The sequence below is a fragment of the Phytopseudomonas straminea genome, from assembly GCF_900112645.1.
Taxonomy (GTDB): Bacteria; Pseudomonadota; Gammaproteobacteria; order Pseudomonadales; family Pseudomonadaceae; genus Aquipseudomonas; species Aquipseudomonas straminea.
Window position 1 is genome coordinate 166,797 of record NZ_FOMO01000005.1, and the last position, 19,846, is coordinate 186,642.

Sequence of the window (19,846 nt, forward strand, 5' to 3'; positions counted from 1 at the left end):
GAGGCGCGCTTCTCACGAAAACTAAACGATGCCGGTGGTGTAGAAGACGCCGATCACGAAAAACACCGCCAGGGTCTTGATGATCGTGATGCCGAAGATGTCCTTGTAGGCTTCGCGGTGGGTCAGCCCGGTGACCGCCAGCAGGGTGATCACCGCGCCGTTGTGGGGCAGGGTGTCCATGCCGCCGCTGGCCATGGAGGCGACGCGGTGCATGACTTCCAGCGGAATGTTGGCGGCATTGGCCGCGGCGATGAAGGTGTCGGACATGGCCGCCAGGGCGATGCTCATGCCGCCCGAGGCCGAGCCGGTGATGCCGGCCAGCAAGGTGACCGTCACCGCCTCGTTGACCAGCGGATTGGGGATGCCCTTGAGGGCGTCGGCGAGCACCAGAAAGCCCGGCAGCGAGGCGATCACCGCGCCGAAACCGTATTCCGACGCTGTGTTCATCGCCGCCAGCAGTGAGCCGCCCACAGCGCTCTTGGTGCCTTCGGCGAGCTTTTCGCGGATCACCCCGAAGGCGCTGACCAGCACCATCAGGATGCCCAGCAGCAGCGCGGCCTGTACGGCCCAGATGGCGGTGAGTTTGCTGACGTCGGTCTGCAGCGGCGCGGCCATGCCGGCCAGCTGCAGGCTGTGGGTCTTGCCGTAGAACTCGGGAATCCAGTGGGTGAACAGCAGGTTGGCAACGCCCACCAGGATCAGCGGCGCGATGGCCAGCCAGGGGCTGGGCAGCTTGATGTCGTCCGGGGTTTCCGGCTCGTTACGTAGCTCGGTGCCATAGCCTTCGCCAGCACGCAAGGCCTTACCCAGCTGCCGACGCAGATACAGCATGCCCACACCGAGTACGAACAGGCTGCCGATCAGGCCCAGCCAGGGGGCGGCCCAGGCAGTGGTGTTGAAGAAGGTGGTGGGGATGATGTTCTGGATCTGCGGGGTGCCGGGCAGGGCGTCCATGGTGAAGCTGAACGCGCCGAGGGCGATGGTCGCCGGAATCAGCCGCTTGGGAATGTTGCTCTGGCGGAACATTTCGGCGGCGAATGGATAGACCGCGAACACCACCACGAACAGCGATACGCCGCCGTAGGTGAGCAGGGCGCATACCAGCACGATCACCAGCATCGCCTGGCCGGTGCCCAGCAGGCGAATGGCGGCGGCGACGATCGAGCGCGAGAAGCCGGACAGCTCGATCAGCTTGCCGAACACGGCGCCGAGCAGGAATACCGGAAAGTAGAGCTTGATGAACCCGACCATCTTCTCCATGAACACCCCGGTAAAGGCGGGCGCCACGGCGCTGGGATCGGTGAGCAGCACCGCACCGAGTGCGGCGATCGGGGCGAACAGAATGACGCTGTAGCCACGGTAGGCGGCTAGCATCAGTAGAGCCAGTGCAGCGAGGGCGATGATGACACTCATCGACTATCTCCTGGACCCTGCAGCGCGGCGAATCGACAGGCTGCCGTTGGCCTTCGAGTAACTCGCTCAGGCGCTGTGGGCGCTTTTGTTTTTGTTGTCGGCGGCGGGTGAGCCCGCCGCCTAGCTATAGCGAGTTCTATGCCAGGTTTTAAGCTTATGAATTTAAAGGGTTTTATTTATCTGGGAGTAATGCATATCTTCTCTTATCCCAACTTCGGGACGAAAACGGTAGGTTGGCCCGTTCAGTTTGGCATTTACGCAAATCCCGAAAATGGGATGAGTCCCGAAATCAGGACGAAAGACCCAGCTCGAGCATCTTTCGGTACAGGGTGGAACGCCCTAAGCCCAGGCGTTGCGCAGCCTGCGGCACATCGCCTGCGGTGGTCGCCAGCGCCTTGCGGATCAACTCGCGTTCGAAGTTGGCGCGGGCCTGGTGGAAGTCTTCGACTTCACCGGTTTGCGCAGCGACGTCCTGGGTCTCAGGCAAGGGATGCAGCGTGCCGATCGCGGTGGCGACCGCCTTATAGTCGAGCACGCTGTCGTCGCTGAGCAGGCAGGCCCGCTCCAGCACGTTGTGCAGCTCACGCACATTGCCCGGCCAGGCGTGGCGACCGAGCAGCGCCATGGCTTCAGGGTGAAGCTCGTGGCGGCCCTGCAGCGCATCGAAGATCGCCTCGCACAGCGCCGGCAAATCCTCCAGGCGCTCGCGCAGCGGCGGAACGGCGAGGGTCAGCACGTTGAGCCGGTAATACAGGTCGGCGCGAAAGGTGCCTTTGCGCACCGCCGCCTCCAGATCGATGGAGGTGGCGGCGATCAGCCGAACGTCGCTGCGCAGCACCTCGTTGGAGCCTACCGGCTCGAATTCCTTCTCCTGCAGCACCCGCAAGAGTTTGCTCTGCAAGGGCAGCGGCATGTCGCCGATCTCGTCGAGAAACAGCGTGCCGCCGTGAGCGATCTGCAGTTTGCCAGCTCGGCCTTTGCGATCGGCGCCGGTGAAGGCGCCAGGCGCGGTACCGAAGAACTCCGCTTCGAGCAGGGTTTCCGGAATCGCCGCGGTGTTCAGGCTGACGAAGGGTTTGCTGGCCCGCGGCGACGCATTGTGGATGGCATGGGCGAGCAGCTCCTTGCCGGTGCCGGTTTCGCCCAGCAGCAATACCGCCGAATCGCTGGTCGCGCTGCGCCGGGCCAGGCGCTTGACCTCCAGGCTGCGGGCGCTGGTGCCGATGAAATGGGCGAAGCTGTACTTGGCCTGGCGGGACTTGAGTTGCGAGCGCGTGGAGGCCAGCTCCTGCTGCATCGCCTGGTAGCGGGCCAGCAGTGGTGACAGCGATTGCAGTTCGTCGAACAGGGCGAAGCCGATGGCGCCGATCACCTCGCCGGCATCGCCACGGATGGGCAGGCGCATCACCACCAGAGGTTCCCGTGGCGTGTCCATCATGTCCAGCAGGATCGGCCGGCCGCTCTTCACCACATCGCGCAGTAGGCTGCCGGGAATCACGCTTTCGCAGGGCCGGCCGATCGCTTCGCTGGCGCCATGCAGGCCGAAGCGCTGTGCGTAGCGCTCGTTCATCCAGACGATATGGGCGTCGCGGTCGACGATGATGGTGCCTTCGCTGGATTGCTCGAAGATCTCGAACAGCGAACGGATGGCCGACTGGCGAATGTGGGGGTAGTTGCCGAGGTCCTGCATGGCGCGCTCGTCTGCGGGGTGAGCGGCGATCATAACGCGGCGCGGCACCCTTGCGGTGCCGCGCCGTGGTGGTCAGCCTGCTTCGCTGGCCTTGCGCGATGTTTTCACGGCAGGCGCGTCGATCAGCCCGTCGGCGCGGAACATGGCCTTGATGCCGCGCACCGCCTGGCGGATGCGATCCTGATTCTCGATCAGCGCGAAGCGCACGTGATCGTCACCATAGTCACCGAAGCCGATGCCCGGCGACACGCAGACCTTGGCCTCGGCCAGCAGCTTCTTGGCGAATTCCAGGGAGCCGAGATGTGCATAGGCGTCGGGAATCTTCGCCCACACGTACATCGAAGCCTTGGGGTTCTCGACCATCCAGCCCAGCTCGTGCAGGCCCTTGACCAGCACGTTGCGGCGCTGGCGGTATTGTTCGGCGATGTCGCGCACGCATTGCTGGTCGCCTTCCAGGGCGGCGATGGCCGCGACCTGCAGCGGGGTGAAGGTGCCGTAGTCGTGGTAGCTCTTGATCCGCGCCAGGGCGCCGACCAGCTCCGGGTTGCCGACCATGAAGCCGATCCGCCAGCCGGCCATGTTGTAGCTCTTGGACAGGGTGAAGAACTCCACGGCGATGTCCTTGGCGCCCGGCACCTGCATGATCGACGGGGCTTTCCAGCCGTCGTAGACGATGTCGGCGTAGGCCAGGTCGTGGATCACCAGCACGTTGTACTGCTTGGCAAGGGCCACCACGCGCTCGAAGAAGTCCAGTTCCACGCACTGCGCGGTCGGGTTGGACGGAAAGCCGAGGATCATCATCTTCGGCTTGGGGATGCTCTCGCGGATCGCCCGTTCCAGCTCGATGAAGAAATCCACGCCCGGCACCAGCGGCACCGAACGTACCTGGGCGCCGGCGATCACTGCGCCGTAGATGTGGATCGGGTAGCTGGGGTTGGGCACCAGCACCGTGTCGCCGTGATCCAGGGTGGCCAGCATCAGGTGCGCCAGGCCTTCCTTGGAGCCGATGGTGACGATGGCTTCGCTTTCCGGGTCGATGTCGACCTCGTAGCGATCCTTGTACCAGTGCGAAATAGCCCGGCGCAGGCGCGGAATACCGCGGGAAGTGGAGTAACCATGGGTGTCTTCTCGCTGGGCGACCTGCACCAGCTTTTCCACGATGTGCGGCGGTGTGGCGCCATCGGGGTTGCCCATGCTCAGGTCAATGATGTCCTCGCCACGGCGGCGGGCGGCCATCTTCAGTTCAGCGGTGATGTTGAATACGTAAGGGGGGAGACGATCGATGCGCGCAAAGCGGCGCGAAGCCTGGTCAGCCATGCTTTCCTCGAGAGACGTAAGCGCCCGGAACCGTCCGAGCGACGTTGGCCACATGGGGTGGCCTGGCCGGACAATAAGGCCCGGCGTAGGCTTTGTCGAGTGTCTGCAAACGCTTTTCCCGCAGTGCCTGCTGGCCGCCTCGAACGATATGCTTGGCCGCGACTCGAATCCTGACCCATCCTCCAGGCAGCGCTTGTTCCGCTGCCGCCCTACAACAAGACAGAGAACCTATCTGATGACTCACCGCACTATCGCCCTGGGCCTGCTGGCCGCCGGCCTCGCCGTGACGCTGCCGGCCGCGGCCATGACCGAGCAGCAGTTTCAAGCCGAGGCCGACACGCTCTTCACGCCATTGATGGCCGTGTACGACATCCCTGGCCTCGCAGTGGGCGTGACCTGGCATGGCAAGCACTACGTGTTCACCAAGGGGCTGGCGAACCGTGAGGCGGCCAGGGCGGTTTCCCGCGAGACGCTGTTCGAGCTGGGCTCGCTGAGCAAGACCTTCAACGTCACCCTGGCGGCGCTGGCTCAGCAGCGCTCGCTGCTGTCGCTCGATGACCAGCTCGCTGCCCGCATGCCGTCGCTGCAGGGAAGCTCCGCAGGTGAGCTGAGCCTGATGGATCTGGCCACCCACCAGAGCAGCGGCATGCCCTTGCAGGTGCCGGATCACGTCAAGGATGACAATGGCCTGCTGAACTGGCTGCGGCAATGGAAACCGACCACGGGCGCCGGTCACGAGCGCTCCTATTCCAATGTCAGCATCGGCCTGCTCGGGCGGGTGTCCGCCCAAGCGTTCGGCGAGCCCTATGCCAAGGCGCTGCATGATCAGGTGCTCGTTCCGCTGGCGCTGAACCATACCCATGTTCAGGTGCCAGCGGCGCAGATGCCGAATTACGCCTACGGCTATGCGCGGCAGGACAACAAGGCCATTCGCGTCAGCCCTGGCGTGCTGGATGCCGAGGCTTATGGCCTGAAGTCCAACATCGACGACATGTTGCGTTTCGTCGACATCAACCTGGGCGAAACCCAGGTACCAGCGCCACTGGCTGCCGCGGTCAAGACGACCCACCAGGGCGTGACCCGCACCGAGTGCTTCACCCAGGCGATGGTGTGGGAGCGCTACCCTTGGCCCGTTTCCCGCGAGCAATTGCTGGCCGGCAACGCGCCGTCGATGGCGCTCGAGGCGCAACCGGCTAGCCGTCTGCCTGAGCCTGAAGCGAGCGAGCAGGGCGTGCTGTTCGGCAAGACCGGTTCGACCAACGGGTTCGGCGGTTACGCCGCCTTCGTGCCGGACGAGCGCATCGGCCTGGTGCTTTTGGCCAACCGCAACGTGCCGCTCGAGGCTCGAGTCGATGCGTCCTTCAAGCTGTTGCAGCAGGTCTTGAAAGCAGACCGTTGACGCTCAGGCGTCTTTCAGGCGCAGTAGCAGGGCGATCAAGGCGTCGATATCGGCGTCCGTGGTGCGCCAGGAACTGACGCTCAGGCGAAAGGCCGGCTGCCCCTGCCAGACGGTTGACCCGAACCAGGCTTCGCCAGAGGCCTGGGCGGCCTTGAGAATCGCGGCGGTCTGTTCGTCCGAGTCGGCGCGTACCAGTACCTGATTGAGGCGCACCCGGTTGAGCACCTGGTAGCCACCGGCACGAAGCGCCTCGGCGAGGTGCCCGGCCTGGCGGATGTGCCGGTCGATCATCTCGGCCAGCCCATCGCGGCCCAGGTGGGCCAGCGCTGCCCAGATCGCCACGCCCCTCGCGCGGCGCGAGAACTCCAGGGTCAGGTTCTTTTGCGAGTCCTTCGAGGCCATGGCGTAGGCGGCGTCGCTGTTCATCGCGGCCGCCAGGGCATCGCCGTCGCGGCAGATGGCCATGGCGCTGTCGTAGGGAGTGTTCAGCCACTTGTGGCCATCGGTGGTCCAGCTGTCCGCCAGCTCCACGCCGTCGGCCAGCCCGGCCGAGGACGACGCCCGCACCCACAGCCCAAAGGCGCCATCGACATGCACCCAGGCACCAGCGGCTTTGGCCCTGGGGATCAGTTCGGCGAAGCGGTCGAACTCGCCGGTATTGACCTCGCCAGCCTGCAGAATCAGTACGGTACGCTCATCCAGTTCGGGGAGCCGGGCCGGATCGATGCGACCGTGCTGATCCACCGGTGCCAGAAGCAGCCGGCGCATGCCGAAACCCAGCACGCGCAGCGCCTTCTTCACGGTGATATGAGCGGTTTCGGAAATCACCACGCGGATTTCCGGGGCGCCGATCAAGCCGTCCTGATCGAAATCCCAACCCTGCCTCGCCAGCAAAGTGCGACGTGCGGCTGCCAGGCAGGCGAGGGTGCAGGCGGTGGCACTGGTGCCGAAGCCGACGGCACTTTGACCTGGCAGGCCGAGTGCCTCGCAGACCCAGCGGGCGGCGACCTTTTCCAGTTTGTCGGCGATGGGCGAGCCGTCCGCGGATGACGCGCATTGATCCCAGGCCAGGACCATCCGCTCGGCGGCTGCGGCGGCAGGCAGGGTGGCGCCGATCACAAACCCGAAATAGCGCGGCCCGTTGCTGGTGACGGTGGCGGGGGAACCGAGTTCATCGAGTGCGTGCAGCACCTGCCCGGCATCCTGCCCCGTGGCTGGCAAAGGCTGGTCGAAGGCATCCAGGGCGGCGATGGCGCTCTCAACGGGATAGACCCGGCGCTGTTCGAGCGAGTTGTTATAGGCGATGGCGCGGCGGTCGGCGTCGGTCAGCAGGGCGTATTCGGCAGTGCGCATGGGGTGGGTCTCGGCAGTTGGCGGCGATGTGCAACCCTAACCGAGGGCCATGGCGGCCTGTCAGATACAGCCCACGGCTGCTTGCCCCCTACAGCGAAGCGGCCAGCACAGCTGTATCCGGTACAGTTCGCGGCAATTCTCGTGCGAACGGTGTCTTCGTGGGGAGCGGGCCAGGGATCCGCGACAGCTTGTGAAGGGCTCGCGGCTGAAGCCGCTCCTGTGTAGTTCGGCGTGCGAAGAACCATAAAAAAGCCCCGCACTGGGCGGGGCTTTTTTGGACGCGGGTGACGCCTTAGGCTTGAACGACCGGGATGTTCGCGCTGGCCGCGGCTTCGCGGAACTCGGCGATCTGGTCGAAGCTCAGGTAGCGGTAAACGTCGGCAGCCATGCTGTCGATGTTCTTCGCGTACTCCATGTACTCCTCGACGGTCGGCAGCTTGCCGATGATCGAGGCGACAGCGGCCAGTTCAGCCGATGCCAGGTACACGTTGGCGCCATCGCCCAGACGGTTCGGGAAGTTACGCGTCGAGGTCGATACCACGGTGGAGTTCGCCGCCACACGTGCCTGGTTACCCATGCACAGCGAGCAACCCGGCATTTCCATGCGAGCACCGGCCTTGCCGTAGATGCCGTAGTAGCCTTCTTCGGTCAGCTGGTGAGCGTCCATCTTGGTCGGCGGCGACAGCCACAGACGGGTCGGGATGGAACCCTTGACCTTGTCGAGCAGCTTGCCGGCAGCGCGGAAGTGACCGATGTTGGTCATGCAGGAACCGATGAACACTTCGTCGATCTTCTCGCCCTGAACGGTCGACAGCAGACGCGCGTCGTCCGGGTCGTTCGGCGCGCAGAGCACAGGCTCCTTGACGTCGGCCAGGTCGATTTCGATGATTTCGGCGTACTCGGCATCGGCGTCGGCGGACAGCAGTTCCGGGTTGGCCAGCCAGGCTTCCATCGCCTGCGCGCGACGCTCCATGGTGCGTGCATCGCCGTAGCCTTCGCTGATCATCCAGCGCAGCAGGGTGATGTTCGACTTCAGGTATTCGGCGATGGCCTTTTCCGGCAGCTTGATGGTGCAACCGGCAGCGGAGCGCTCGGCCGAGGCGTCGGAGAGTTCGAACGCCTGCTCGACGGTCAGCTCGTCCAGGCCTTCGATTTCCAGGATGCGGCCGGAGAAGGCGTTCTTCTTGCCTTTCTTCTCGACGGTCAGCAGGCCCTTCTGGATGGCGTAGTAAGGGATGGCATGAACCAGGTCACGCAGGGTGATGCCAGGCTGCAGCTTGCCCTTGAAGCGAACCAGGATCGACTCGGGCATGTCCAGCGGCATGACGCCGGTGGCAGCGGCGAAGGCTACCAGGCCGGAACCGGCCGGGAAGCTGATGCCGATCGGGAAACGGGTGTGCGAGTCGCCACCGGTGCCGACGGTGTCGGGCAGCAGCATGCGGTTCAGCCAGCTATGGATGATGCCGTCGCCAGGACGCAGGGACACGCCGCCACGGGTGCGGATGAAATCCGGCAGGGTGTGGTGGGTGGTGACGTCGATCGGCTTCGGATAGGCCGCGGTGTGGCAGAACGACTGCATGACCAGGTCAGCGGAGAAGCCCAGGCACGCCAGATCTTTCAGCTCGTCGCGGGTCATCGGGCCGGTGGTGTCCTGGGAGCCGACGGTGGTCATCTTCGGTTCGCAGTAGGTGCCCGGACGAACGCCTTTGCCTTCCGGCAGGCCGCAGGCCTTGCCGACCATCTTCTGCGCCAGGGTGTAGCCCTTGCCAGTGTCGACCGGCGCTTCCGGCAGTGCGAACAGGTCGGTCGGGCCCATGCCCAGCTCGGCACGTGCCTTGTCGGTCAGGCCGCGGCCGACGATCAGTGGAATACGGCCGCCAGCGCGAACTTCGTCGAGCAGAACCGGGGTCTTCAGTTCGAAGGTGGTGATGACCTCGTCGGTGCCGTGCTTGCAGACCTTGCCAGCATGCGGGTAGACGTCGATCACGTCGCCCATTTCGATGTTCGACACGTCGAACTCGATCGGCAGGGCGCCGGCATCTTCCATGGTGTTGTAGAAGATCGGGGCGATCTTGGAGCCGAAGCAGAAGCCACCAGCGCGCTTGTTCGGAACGTACGGGATGTCGTCGCCGAAGAACCACAGCACCGAGTTGGTGGCAGATTTACGCGAGGAACCGGTACCGACCACGTCACCGACGTAGGCAACCGGGAAGCCCTTGGCACGTACTTCTTCGATCTGCTTCAGCGGGCCGATGGCGCCAGGCTGCTCGGGAACGATGCCGTCGCGGGCCATTTTCAGCATGGCCAGGGCGTGCAGCGGGATGTCAGGGCGCGACCAGGCGTCCGGAGCCGGCGACAGGTCGTCGGTATTGGTTTCGCCCGGCACCTTGAAGACGCTCAGGCTGTACTTCTCGGCAATCGCCGGACGCTTGGTGAACCACTCACCGGCAGCCCAGGATTCCAGCACGGCCTTGGCATTGGCGTTGCCGGCCTTGGCTTTCTCGGCCACGTCGTGGAAGGCGTCGAACATCAGCAGGGTGTGCTTGAGCTGTTCGGCGGCAATGGCGCCCAGTTCGGCGCTATCGAGCAGCTCGACCAGGGTGGCGATGTTGTAGCCGCCCTGCATGGTGCCGAGCAGTTCGGTGGCGCGCTTCTTGTCGAGCAGTGGGGAAGTGGCTTCGCCCTTGGCGATGGCGGACAGGAAGCCGGCCTTCACGTAGGCCGCTTCGTCGACGCCTGGCGGCACGCGATTGGTGATCAGATCGAGGAGGAATTCTTCTTCGCCGGCCGGCGGGTTCTTCAGCAGGTCGACGAGACCGGCAGTTTGTTCGGCGTTTAGCGGCTGGGGCACGATACCCTGGGCGGCACGCTCTGCTACGTGTTTGCGGTAGGCTTCAAGCACAGTTATTACCCTCATCAGTGGTCCCAAATGGGAAGTCCGGGACGCATGCAGGAATGCATCAAACACATCCGTCGCGCAGCCTCATGGGCTGAGCACGATGGTTTCGATGCTTCCATCCGGAAGCTGCTTTCAAAGTTTTACGCCTGCAGAACGGGGTCTGATGATGGCTGGCATGGCCTGAGGGTGACCACGCCAACTATCGTGCTGCAGGATCGACTGTGCTCGTGACGCTTTGAAAACAGCTTCCAACGGACATTGGCGCCTTTCGCAAGGCGCGCTGATTCTAGCCGAATCTTCTGGCGAAGTTAAGTGAAAGACCCATTGGCCTCTGGGGTGATCCCTATTAGACAAAGGGCTAAGATGCACGCCTTATTGTTCTGTGTGTCGATTCAACGCATGCCCAATCAACGTATCAAGACGCCTTGCATAGGCCTTTGCTCCACGGTTTTCGGCGACACTGTATGCCGTGGCTGCAAGCGCTTTCACCACGAGGTGATCAACTGGAACGGCTACAGCGACGAGGAAAAGCAGTCGGTGTGGACGCGCCTGGAAATGTTGCTGGTGCAGGTGATGGCCGCCAAGCTGGAAGTGTTCGACGAGGCGCTGCTGCTCAAGCAGCTGCAGCAGCGACAGATTCGCTTCCTGCCCCAGCAATCACCTTATTGCTGGGCTTATCAGTTGCTGGCCCGCGGCGCTCGGGTGATCACCCAGCTGGAGGCCTACGGCATCGTACTGCTGCCGGAATTTCGCGACTGGGAGCTACCAGATCTGCGTGACGCCATCGACCGCGAATTCTTCCTGCTCTCCGAAGCCCACTTCGAGCGCTATATAGCGCCGCGTTTTCTCAAGGAAGGTATGGAGTTGCGCGTCTGAATGGATAGCCCGACGGATAGATGTAAAAAAGCCCGGCACTTGGCCGGGCTTTTTTCATGCCACGAGACCTGTCAGCGGTATTCGCACAGGTAGGCGGTGTCCTGCTCGACCTTGAGCTGGAACTTGCTGTCTGCCGGCACGGTGAAGCGGCTACCGGCAGTGAAGGTCTCCCAGCTGTCGCTGCCAGGCAGTTTGACGGTCAGGGCGCCTGCGATCACGTGCATGACCTCCAGTTGGCTGGTGCCAAACTCGTATTCGCCTGCTGCCATCACGCCAATCGTGGCCGGGCCTTCTGCCATGCCGAACGCGATGGATTTGACGGTACCGTCGAAATACTCGTTGACCTTGAACATGTGCATCCTCGTGAGCGGCAGAATAAAGGGCTGGCAAGTATGCCCAAGGCGTTCGGCGGCGTCACGTATTGCGCGTGCTGCCGCGTTCGGTGATCACCAGAGGCAGCAGGCGGGCGGTATTGCGCGCGTCATTGAGGGCGCGATGCTGCTGGCCAGTGAAACTGATGCCTGCCAGTTGCAGCGCCGCATTCAGCCCGACCGGCCGTGCCAATTGGCGGGCCTTGGCGAATCGCTGTTTCAGGTTCGTGTGTGGCAGGGTTTGCAGGTGGCTGGCCAGGTCGTGCTGGTGCCAGTCCTGCTCCAGCTGCTGGCGATCGTAGTCGCCCCAGCTGCACCAGCCGCGCAGACGTGCGTGGTAGGGATCCAGCCAGCGCTCGAATTGAGGCCACAGCACTGGCAGCGTGACGGCGCCGTCCACATCCGCCTGGCTGATATGGGTCAGCTGTCGGCAGAACCGAGTCAGCTTGGGGCGACGCAGCGGGCGCACGAAGCGCTGGAAATGATCGATTTCGTGTCCGCTGGCGTCCACCAGGCTGGCACCGATCTCGATGATCTCCATATATTCGACTGGCCAGCCACCTTCTTCGGTCGTAGCCTCCAGGTCGATGACCAGCCAGTACGCCATTGCCTCTCCTTGTCTGCTGCCGTTCGCTTCACCTTGCTCAGAGCTCAGACCGACAGGTGGTGCGATTCGTGCCATTACTAAATGCCATCATGGACATTGTGTCTTTCTGCCGCTGGCTATACTTGCGCACGGCAGGCCGTGCTTCTTCATACCTAATGAAAGGTGAGTGTGGTTCATGGATGATTCCGTGGTGTTTTCAGATGACGAGCCGGTGGCTGACAGCGCTCACCCGGCGTGGCGCATTCTGACCGTTGATGATGACCCGGACTTCCAGCGCGCGACCGCCTTCGCGATCGGCGAAATGGACATCCTTGGGCGGCGTGTCGAGATACAGCAGGCATTCAGCAACCGCGAGGCGGCCATGCTGCTGGCCGAGCAGCAGGATTTCGCCCTGGTCCTGCTCGATGTGGTGATGGAAACCGAAGACGCAGGCCTGCGCCTGGTCAAGACCCTGCGCGAGGTCATCGGCAATGCTGAGATCCGAATCGTGCTGCTGACCGGCGAGCCTGGCATGGCGCCCGTGCAGAGCGTGATGCGTGACTACGACATCAACGACTACTGGTCCAAGAACGAGCTGAGTTCCGAGCGCCTGCGCACAGTGCTCACCGCCGGGCTGCGCAGCTATTCGCAGCTCAAGGCCATGGCCCGTGCGCGCCGCGGCCTGCAGATGATCGTCGAGTCCAGCAATGCGCTGTTCTGCTCGAAGAACACCCGGGAGTTGTCGGCCAAGATTCTTTCCGAAATCGCCTCGCTGCTCGATCTGCAGGCTGAAGGGATTGTCTGCGTCAAAGCCCATGATTCCGTTCCGGGTGAACTGCCCGATGCGCACGTGATCAGCGCCAGTGGGCGTTTCTACGGCTCCATCGACGGTAACCTCAGTAGTCTGGGAGATGAAGCGGTAGCCAGTGCGCTGCGCTGCAGCCTGCAAAAGCAGAGTACCTTGCGCTTTGACGATTGCACCGTATTGTTCTTTCCACGCTTCCAGGCTGGCGCCGATTACGCCTGCTACGTGGCCACCGAACGGACGCTGGACGACACCGAACTGGAACTGCTCGAAGTGTTCAGCGCCAGTATCAGCCGCGGCCTTTACAACGTTGCGTTGTTCAGCCGCTTGGAAGAGATGGCCTACCAGGACGACCTGCTGAAGATCCCCAACCGCAACGCCTTGATTCGCATGCTAGACATGACGCTGAGTAGCCCAAACAAGGCTGATCGTGTGCTGGTGCTGCTCGATATCGACAATTTCTCCGGGGCCAATACCGCTTTCGGCACCGGCTACGGTGATTTCATTCTCGGCCTGGTAGCCAACCGTCTGCGCGATGCCTTCGATGGCAATGTGCTGATCGCACGGATTCGCGACGACCTGTTCGCAGTGCTAGGCCCTGAGGAGCAGGTGCGTGCCGAGGACATAGTGGCACTATTCCGGCGGCCCAACCGGCCTTATGAGTTGGGGCAGGTGCACAGCCTGAGCACTGTCACGCTCTATCTGCGTGATTTCGACGACACCGCCAGCGTGGCCCTGCAGGACGCACGGCTGACCCTCAAGCAGGCCAAACAGCTGGGCCACGACCAGCATGTGGTACACGACCGTCGGTTGCAGAGCGCCCATGCCGAATCGTTTCGCCTTTTGCTGGCGCTACGTGACGCCGTGGCCAGCGACTTTATCAGCATCGAGTTGCAACCCCAGGTAGATATGCGCAGCGGGATGGTTACTGGCGTCGAGGCTCTTGCACGCTGGTACCAGCCCGACGGCAAGGCGATACCGCCACTGGAGTTCATTCCGCTGGCCGAGGCCACCGGTTACATCCTGCCCTTGGGCGACCTGCTCATGCGTCTGGCCTTACAGGCGGCGCGGCGCCTGGACGAGGCGGGGTTCGGTCATGTCAGAGTGGCAATCAACGTGTCGGCCAGCCAGTTGCTGCAGCGCGATTTCATCGCGCGCTTCACGCTGCACCTGGAGGCCGCCGGGGTAAGTGCAAGCCAGGTCGAGCTCGAAATCACCGAATCGGTGGCCATGCGCTCGTTCGAACAGGTCTGCGAGCAACTGCTGGCGTTGCGCGCCATGGGCGTCAAGGTCGCCATCGACGATTTCGGCACCGGCTTTTCCTCGCTCAGTTACCTGCGCCAGTTGCCGGCTGATCGCCTGAAGATTGATCGCAGTTTTGTCGAAGAGCTGCGCGCAGAAGATGAGGGCCAGGCGATCGCCGAAGCGATCATCCAGATTGCGCGGCGCGTTGGTATGACGGTGATCGCCGAGGGTGTTGAGAACCAGCACCAGGTCGAGTGGTTGAAACGTCATGATTGCCTGGAGGCCCAGGGATATCTATTCGCCAGGCCAATGTCGCTCGAGCGGCTGTTGATCTGGCTGGGCGAGCATTCGTCGCGGTGATGGGGCGCATCGCCGACTGGCGAAATGCGCTCGCCAAACCGCTGCCGCGCAACCTGCTGGTGCTGTTTCTGCCTTGGTCGCTGCTCATCATCGTGCTCAGCCTGCTGCTCTATGACCGCATGCTCAATGACCGGCTGGAACCGCTGCTCGAGGCGCAGACCGACAGCCTTAACGAGGGTGTGGCGGTGCTGGAGCGTCATCTGTCCAGCTTGCGTGGTGATCTGCAGTTTCTCAGCCAGCAGCCCTTGCTCGATCAGCTCTTAAGGCAAGAATCGGCCGAAAGTTTGGCGTCGCTGAGCGAGCTGTTCGCTGAATTTTCCGATAGCCGCGGTACCTATCAGCATATTCGCTGGCTCGACGAGAAGGGCCTAGAGCGGGTCCGCGTCGACAGTGTCTCTGGTGAGGCGCGGCAGGTTGCCGAGGCAGATCTGCAGAATGACTCTGCCGCCTATTACTTCGTGGAAACCATGCACCTCTACAAAGGTGAATCGTATCTGTCGCGCTTCGATGTTGAGCGCCGTTATCGACCTGACGGTTCCGTCGAATCCATAGAGCCGATCCTGCGTGCAGCAGTGCCGGTTTTCAGCGAGCGTGGCGAGCGGCGCGGTGTGCTGATCCTAGACTATCGTGCCGAGCGGCTGCTCCAGCGTCTGCGTGAAACCTCGGTAGCCTATGGCGGCTCCCTGCAACTGCTCGATCATGAAGGTTACTGGATGCTTGGCGAGCGTCCCGAACACGCTTGGGGCTTTCTACTGGGCAAGCCCGAACTGACCCTCGCCAGTCAGCAGCCTTCGAGCTGGAGACGCTTGCAGGAGGAGCAGCGCGGCTCGTTCATCGACCCAGCTGGGTTCTGGGCTTACAGCCATTTTCGGCCCGGCGATGCCGGTTCGGCGACCTCCAACGACGCGGATCATTGGTTACTGCTGTCTCATCTACCTGCTCTTAATCTCAGCGAGTTGCGTTGGGGCGTACTATGGCGTGTCCTGCTGTTCTTTTGCGTGCTGCAGGGCGTGGGGCTGTTGATCAGCGTGCGCCGTGCGATCGACGAGGCAGAGCGGCTGCGGGCTGAGCACGATCTGCATGTGAGCAGCCGAGCGCTGAGCGCTAGCAACGAGCAATTGCAACGCACCGTCGAGCAATTACAGCGTACCCGCCGTGCGCTATTGCAGGCGGAAAAACTGTCGTCGCTCGGCACCATGGTAGCCGGCGTCGCCCATGAGCTGAATACGCCGATTGGCGCTGCCAGCGTGGCTGCTTCGACCCTGGAGAGAGCCAGTCAGGAATTTCAGATCGCGATGCGCGAGGGTCTTAAACGCACCACTCTGGAGCGTTTCGTTCAGCGCACTGACGACGGCCTGAGCATCATTCTCATCAGCCTTGAGCGCATGTCGCAGTTGACCCGCGCCTTCAAGCAACTGGCCACCGACCGTGCCAGTACCGAGCGGCGACGTTTCGATCTGCGCGAGCTGGTGGATGAGGTGGTGTTGCTGTTACAGCCAAAGCTGCGCCAGGGCGAACACCGAATCGTGGTGCAGGTGGCGCCGAATCAGCTACTGGACAGCTACCCGGGGCCCCTCGGGCAGATCGTACAGAATCTCGTCGACAATGCGCTGGTTCACGCTTTCGGCCCTGGCGTGAAAGGCGTGGTCACCGTTCGTGCTCAGATCGATGAGGCGCAAGGGCAGTGCACCATCGAGGTAATCGACGACGGCCGGGGTATGGATGAAGAGTTGCAGGCCAAGATATTCGACCCTTTCTTCACTACACGCCGAGGCCAGGGTGGCACTGGTTTGGGCCTGCACATCACGCATCAACTGGCGGTTGATGTGCTGGGCGCCGAACTGGAAGTCGCAAGCCAGCCGGGAAAAGGGTCGCGTTTTAGCATTCGCTTCGAGCTGAACTGATTACAGGGGCTGCCGGTCGGCAAAACGGCAAGCTAGAATCGCCGCGTTTCTGCGTGCCCCTGTTCGAGGTCCTTTCCATGCAATGCCGTCCTGGTTGTGGCGCCTGCTGTATTTCCCCGTCGATCAGTTCATTTATTCCCGGTATGCCCAATGGCAAGGCTGCCGGCGAGCGCTGCGTGAATCTGGCTGCGGATAACCTTTGCTCGATTTTTGGCCGGCATGACAGACCTGCCGTATGCGCCGCATTTTCAGCCGATTCCGCTGTCTGCGGTAATAGCCGTGAAGAAGCTATCCGCCTGCTGGCCTGGCTGGAAGATGTTACGGCGACCACCGTCTGACGCTATACAGACCTACCCCGGAGAACAAAAATGTCGTTGACCCGTTTGTTGCTAGCAAGTGCGGCGCTGTGTATTGCGTCTGCCGCTCATGCCGAAGACTGGCGCCTGGCGAAAGACGAGGAGGGCATCAAGGTCTACCTCAGTGAAGTGGCCGGCTCTCCCTACAAGGCGTACCGCGGCGTCACCCTGATCAAGAGCGATGTGGCCAAGCTCAGAGCGCTGCAGGAAGATGTGGTGGGGGCATGCGCGTGGATCCACGAGTGCCAGGAGCAGCGACTGCTCAAGCACGAAGGTGACAAGAGCTGGACCTACACCCGATTCAACACGCCATGGCCGGTGACGCCGCGGGATTCGATCATCGAAGTCACCACCGAGCAGGGTGCTGATGGCAGCGTGATCCGCACCCTGCACGGCGTGCCGAATTATCAGCCTGAGGAAAAAGGCTACGTGCGCGTTGCCAGTGTGGAGGGCCGCTGGACCATGACACCCAAGCCCGACGGCATGGTCGAGGTGGTGTACGAAGCGCACACCGACCCGGGTGGCAGCGTGCCTTCCTGGCTGTCCAACAAGTTCGTGGTCGAAGCGCCCTTCAACACGCTCAAGGGCATGCGCCAAAAGGCTCAGTAGTAATTTTCCAGGCCATAAAAAACCCGCCATCGAGGCGGGTTTTTGTTTGCGGGTGACGATCAGTCGTCGCCGCCCATGATGCCGAAGATCTGCAGCAGGCTGACGAACAGGTTGTAGATCGAAACGTACAGGCTGATGGTCGCCATGATGTAGTTGCGCTCACCGCCATGGATGATCGCGCTGGTCTGGAACAGGATACAGGCCGAGGAGAACAGCACGAAGCCGGCGCTGATCGCCAGCTGCAGGCCGCTGATCTGGAAGAAGAAGCTGGCCAGTACCGCGCCCAGCAGCACGAAGAAGCCGGCGGTGATGAAGCCGCTCAGGAAGCTCATGTCCTTGCGGGTGGTCAGCACGTAAGCCGACAGGCCGCAGAAGACCAGCGCGGTCATCATGAACGCCGAGCTGACGACTTCGGCGCCATTGGCCATGCCCAGGTAGCGGTTGAGAATCGGACCCAGGGTGTAACCCATGAAGCCGGTGAGAGCAAAGGTGGACAGAATGCCCCAGCCGGAGTCGCGAAGCTTGGCGGTCAGGAAGAACAGGCCGTAGAAGCCGATCAGTACCACGAAGATATTCGGGTAAGGAACGTTGGCGCGTTGCGCCATGAACGCCACGATGCCACTGAATGCCAGGGTGAGAGCCAGCAAACCGTATGTATTGCGCAGAACGCTGCTGACTGCGGTTTGTTCAACCCGTGTAGGGCTATGTGCGTAATCTTGTTCGCGCATGGCGACACTCCTAGTGAATGCTATTGGTCAGTGACCAAGGGTCGAGAAGCATCTTAACAGAGCCTTAGGGGCTGCCAAGTCAGAGTGTTTGACAGTGTGTTGCGTTCCGGTAAGATGCCGCCCGCAGCCTGCAAGGTTGCAAAGGAATGTTTCGGCGAGCCGAGGCATTTCGTGTCGACCTGGAGGGTTGGCAGAGCGGTTGAATGCACCGGTCTTGAAAACCGGCGAACGTTAATAGCGTTCCCAGGGTTCGAATCCCTGGCCCTCCACCACTTCAAAAAAAGCCCGGTTTTCGCCGGGCTTTTTTTCGCCTGCTGTTTGGCTGGCAGCGAACGTCCAAAGCCGCTGCCTTGTGATTTTCAGTTCTGGCTGAGTTCGCCAAGGATTTGCAGAAGCGAATAGATGCCTGAACACAGTAATGAGGCGATAGAAAGGGCAATGCCGAGTGCTATCCAGATCATAGTCACGTCATTTCATTCCTGTATCTATTCAGAGCGCATTGCTGCAGCTACACAAACGCTGTGCATGATCTGAATAGAATCGGCGATTTTCAGCTTCGTTTAGGCTATTTGTGAGACCGTTCGGTCACGTTTGCACGGCGACCAAAGGGCTCCACAATCGGTGTGGCTACAAGTGACGAAGCGCTTGTCAGGCAAATAGAGGGGATAAGGCGAGGAGGGCGGTTGCGTGAAAGTTAGCGGCTTAAGCGCGGCTCTAATGCATGGGGCCGCGCTTGAAAGCGCTGAATCGTTGCCTCAATAGCCCAGCGTGCCCTTCAAATCGGCATACACCGCGGTCATCAGAATCTTGTTTTGCAGCTGGGCCGCGGTCAGGCGCCGCGTTGCCACCAGGTTGCATTGGAGGTCTAGGCAGTCGACCTGCAGTCCCTCGGCAGAGGTTTCGGTAACGATGTGATAACGCCCGGCGGTTACGGTCTTCAGCTGCTTGATAAGCATATCCATTGTAAAGCCCTCGGTGTGGTGCCTGTCTGTAAATTCAGAGCGGTGCTTGTGCTGGGGCGTTCCGAATAAATTATCGAGCAGTGATGCGATATTTCTCTTCTGTTGCGCAGCTCAATGAGGAACATGATTTGACGATGTGGTTATAGGCACGAGATGCATGATGTAGGTTGGTGAGCATAGGAGGGCGAGTAGCACTTTAATGAGAGGCGGATTGTTTGGCGCTTGTAAATTGGCGCGTGCCGCTAACTCACCTGCCAGGTTTTTTGTTATGGTGCATTTCTCTCAGTTAGTCGCGGTGCGGCGCTCGCGCAGGTACGAGGTGTTCGTTTGATTAAGGTATTGGTTGTCGATGATCACGACCTCGTTCGTACGGGTATCTCGCGCATGCTGGCCGACATTGAGGGCCTGCAGGTCATTGGCCAAGCGAACTCTGGCGAAGAAGCGCTGAAAAAGGTCCGCGAACTCAAGCCCGATGTGGTGTTAATGGACGTGAAGATGCCCGGCATCGGCGGCCTTGAAGCGACCCGCAAGCTGATGCGCAGCCATCCTGATCTCAAGGTTGTTGCCGTTACCGTGTGCGAAGAGGATCCTTTCCCCACTCGGTTGCTACAGGCCGGGGCCGCCGGCTACCTGACCAAGGGTGCCGGCCTCGAAGAAATGGTCCAGGCGATTCGCATGGTATTTGCCGGGCAGCGCTTCATCAGTCCGCAGATCGCCCAGCAACTGGCGCTGAAATCCTTTCAGCCGCAGAGCAGCAACTCGCCATTCGACCTGCTGTCCGAACGTGAAATCCAGATCGCACTTATGATTGCCGGCTGCCAGAAGGTACAGAGCATCTCCGATAAGCTATGCCTGTCGCCCAAGACGGTGAATACCTACCGCTACCGGATATTCGAGAAGCTTGCGATCACCAGCGATGTAGAGCTGGCGCTGCTCGCCGTCCGTCATGGCATGGTCGATGCCACCAGCTGAA

General features: G+C 61.8%; 16 protein-coding genes and 1 tRNA gene. 8 read left to right on the forward strand and 9 right to left on the reverse strand.

Annotation, left to right across the window (positions count from 1 at the left end):
• Positions 1-21: 21 nt before the first annotated feature.
• The 3 genes from BM279_RS13845 to alaC all read right to left on the reverse strand — a co-directional run bounded on the left by BM279_RS13845 (position 22) and on the right by alaC (position 4,420).
• On the reverse strand, positions 22-1,413 hold the full coding sequence (locus tag BM279_RS13845; protein WP_093504553.1) for a GntP family permease: 1,392 nt from the start codon (positions 1,411-1,413) through the stop codon (positions 22-24).
• Positions 1,414-1,702: 289 nt separating this feature from the next.
• Positions 1,703-3,103 carry a sigma-54 interaction domain-containing protein gene (locus BM279_RS13850; RefSeq protein ID WP_093504555.1) on the reverse strand — a complete coding sequence of 467 codons (1,401 nt, stop codon included), beginning with the start codon at positions 3,101-3,103 and terminating at the stop codon, positions 1,703-1,705.
• A 72-nt stretch (positions 3,104-3,175) separates the two neighbouring features.
• Positions 3,176-4,420, reverse strand: coding sequence for an alanine transaminase (gene alaC / locus BM279_RS13855; protein WP_093504557.1), 1,245 nt, complete (start codon positions 4,418-4,420; stop codon positions 3,176-3,178).
• A gap of 235 nt (positions 4,421-4,655) precedes the next feature.
• On the opposite strand from alaC, the gene ampC reads away from it, so the two are divergent.
• Positions 4,656-5,819, forward strand: coding sequence for a class C beta-lactamase (gene ampC / locus BM279_RS13860; protein WP_093504559.1), 1,164 nt, complete (start codon positions 4,656-4,658; stop codon positions 5,817-5,819).
• A gap of 3 nt (positions 5,820-5,822) precedes the next feature.
• Here ampC and BM279_RS13865 read toward each other — a convergent pair whose 3' ends face one another.
• Positions 5,823-7,172, reverse strand: coding sequence for a pyridoxal phosphate-dependent decarboxylase family protein (locus BM279_RS13865; protein WP_093504562.1), 1,350 nt, complete (start codon positions 7,170-7,172; stop codon positions 5,823-5,825).
• Between the two features lie 292 nt (positions 7,173-7,464).
• Positions 7,465-10,089, reverse strand: coding sequence for a bifunctional aconitate hydratase 2/2-methylisocitrate dehydratase (gene acnB, locus BM279_RS13870; RefSeq protein WP_425272686.1), 2,625 nt, complete (start codon positions 10,087-10,089; stop codon positions 7,465-7,467).
• Between the two features lie 381 nt (positions 10,090-10,470).
• On the opposite strand from acnB, the gene BM279_RS13875 reads away from it, so the two are divergent.
• Positions 10,471-10,947 (forward strand): DUF1289 domain-containing protein, encoded by a 477-nt coding sequence (locus tag BM279_RS13875; RefSeq protein ID WP_027905476.1) that lies wholly within the window; start codon positions 10,471-10,473, stop codon positions 10,945-10,947.
• A 71-nt stretch (positions 10,948-11,018) separates the two neighbouring features.
• Here BM279_RS13875 and ppnP read toward each other — a convergent pair whose 3' ends face one another.
• Positions 11,019-11,300, reverse strand: a complete 282-nt coding sequence (gene ppnP / locus BM279_RS13880; protein ID WP_013791535.1) for a pyrimidine/purine nucleoside phosphorylase — start codon at positions 11,298-11,300, stop codon at positions 11,019-11,021.
• Between the two features lie 61 nt (positions 11,301-11,361).
• On the reverse strand, positions 11,362-11,925 hold the full coding sequence (locus BM279_RS13885; RefSeq protein ID WP_093504566.1) for a 3'-5' exonuclease: 564 nt from the start codon (positions 11,923-11,925) through the stop codon (positions 11,362-11,364).
• Between the two features lie 175 nt (positions 11,926-12,100).
• Between BM279_RS13885 and BM279_RS13890 the strand changes: the two genes are divergently transcribed.
• From BM279_RS13890 to BM279_RS13905, 4 genes are all read left to right on the forward strand, one after another.
• Positions 12,101-14,314: an EAL domain-containing response regulator gene (locus tag BM279_RS13890; RefSeq protein WP_143103596.1), complete on the forward strand. Its 2,214-nt coding sequence runs from the start codon at positions 12,101-12,103 to the stop codon at positions 14,312-14,314.
• Positions 14,315-14,433: 119 nt separating this feature from the next.
• Complete coding sequence (locus BM279_RS13895) at positions 14,434-16,218, forward strand: sensor histidine kinase (protein ID WP_279626503.1); 1,785 nt, start codon at positions 14,434-14,436, stop codon at positions 16,216-16,218.
• Between the two features lie 77 nt (positions 16,219-16,295).
• Positions 16,296-16,556: a YkgJ family cysteine cluster protein gene (locus BM279_RS13900; protein ID WP_093504573.1), complete on the forward strand. Its 261-nt coding sequence runs from the start codon at positions 16,296-16,298 to the stop codon at positions 16,554-16,556.
• Positions 16,557-16,586: 30 nt separating this feature from the next.
• Complete coding sequence (locus BM279_RS13905; RefSeq protein ID WP_093504575.1) at positions 16,587-17,183, forward strand: START domain-containing protein; 597 nt, start codon at positions 16,587-16,589, stop codon at positions 17,181-17,183.
• 59 nt (positions 17,184-17,242) lie between these two features.
• Here BM279_RS13905 and BM279_RS13910 read toward each other — a convergent pair whose 3' ends face one another.
• Positions 17,243-17,911 (reverse strand): Bax inhibitor-1/YccA family protein, encoded by a 669-nt coding sequence (locus BM279_RS13910; RefSeq protein WP_013791529.1) that lies wholly within the window; start codon positions 17,909-17,911, stop codon positions 17,243-17,245.
• 181 nt (positions 17,912-18,092) lie between these two features.
• Here BM279_RS13910 and BM279_RS13915 point away from each other — a divergent pair.
• Positions 18,093-18,183: transfer RNA gene (locus BM279_RS13915), tRNA-Ser, on the forward strand.
• 483 nt (positions 18,184-18,666) lie between these two features.
• On the opposite strand, the gene BM279_RS13920 is transcribed toward BM279_RS13915, so the two are convergent.
• Positions 18,667-18,873 (reverse strand): hypothetical protein, encoded by a 207-nt coding sequence (locus BM279_RS13920; protein ID WP_074888029.1) that lies wholly within the window; start codon positions 18,871-18,873, stop codon positions 18,667-18,669.
• Positions 18,874-19,200: 327 nt separating this feature from the next.
• Here BM279_RS13920 and gacA point away from each other — a divergent pair, with 327 nt between their 5' ends.
• Positions 19,201-19,845, forward strand: a complete 645-nt coding sequence (gacA, locus tag BM279_RS13925) for a response regulator transcription factor GacA (protein ID WP_093504577.1) — start codon at positions 19,201-19,203, stop codon at positions 19,843-19,845.
• The last annotated feature ends 1 nt before the right edge of the window (position 19,846 follow it).

What these genes read in the sequence shown, in the direction of transcription:
- BM279_RS13845 (WP_093504553.1), bottom strand. Translation starts at nt 1,413, where the DNA reads ATGAGTGTCATCATCGCCCTCGCTGCACTGGCTCTACTGATGCTAGCC.
- BM279_RS13850 (WP_093504555.1), bottom strand. Translation starts at nt 3,103, where the DNA reads ATGCAGGACCTCGGCAACTACCCCCACATTCGCCAGTCGGCCATCCGT.
- alaC (WP_093504557.1), bottom strand. Translation starts at nt 4,420, where the DNA reads ATGGCTGACCAGGCTTCGCGCCGCTTTGCGCGCATCGATCGTCTCCCC.
- ampC (WP_093504559.1), top strand. Translation starts at nt 4,656, where the DNA reads ATGACTCACCGCACTATCGCCCTGGGCCTGCTGGCCGCCGGCCTCGCC.
- BM279_RS13865 (WP_093504562.1), bottom strand. Translation starts at nt 7,172, where the DNA reads ATGCGCACTGCCGAATACGCCCTGCTGACCGACGCCGACCGCCGCGCC.
- acnB (WP_425272686.1), bottom strand. Translation starts at nt 10,089, where the DNA reads ATGAGGGTAATAACTGTGCTTGAAGCCTACCGCAAACACGTAGCAGAG.
- BM279_RS13875 (WP_027905476.1), top strand. Translation starts at nt 10,471, where the DNA reads ATGCCCAATCAACGTATCAAGACGCCTTGCATAGGCCTTTGCTCCACG.
- ppnP (WP_013791535.1), bottom strand. Translation starts at nt 11,300, where the DNA reads ATGTTCAAGGTCAACGAGTATTTCGACGGTACCGTCAAATCCATCGCG.
- BM279_RS13885 (WP_093504566.1), bottom strand. Translation starts at nt 11,925, where the DNA reads ATGGCGTACTGGCTGGTCATCGACCTGGAGGCTACGACCGAAGAAGGT.
- BM279_RS13890 (WP_143103596.1), top strand. Translation starts at nt 12,101, where the DNA reads ATGGATGATTCCGTGGTGTTTTCAGATGACGAGCCGGTGGCTGACAGC.
- BM279_RS13895 (WP_279626503.1), top strand. Translation starts at nt 14,434, where the DNA reads ATGCTCAATGACCGGCTGGAACCGCTGCTCGAGGCGCAGACCGACAGC.
- BM279_RS13900 (WP_093504573.1), top strand. Translation starts at nt 16,296, where the DNA reads ATGCAATGCCGTCCTGGTTGTGGCGCCTGCTGTATTTCCCCGTCGATC.
- BM279_RS13905 (WP_093504575.1), top strand. Translation starts at nt 16,587, where the DNA reads ATGTCGTTGACCCGTTTGTTGCTAGCAAGTGCGGCGCTGTGTATTGCG.
- BM279_RS13910 (WP_013791529.1), bottom strand. Translation starts at nt 17,911, where the DNA reads ATGCGCGAACAAGATTACGCACATAGCCCTACACGGGTTGAACAAACC.
- BM279_RS13920 (WP_074888029.1), bottom strand. Translation starts at nt 18,873, where the DNA reads ATGGATATGCTTATCAAGCAGCTGAAGACCGTAACCGCCGGGCGTTAT.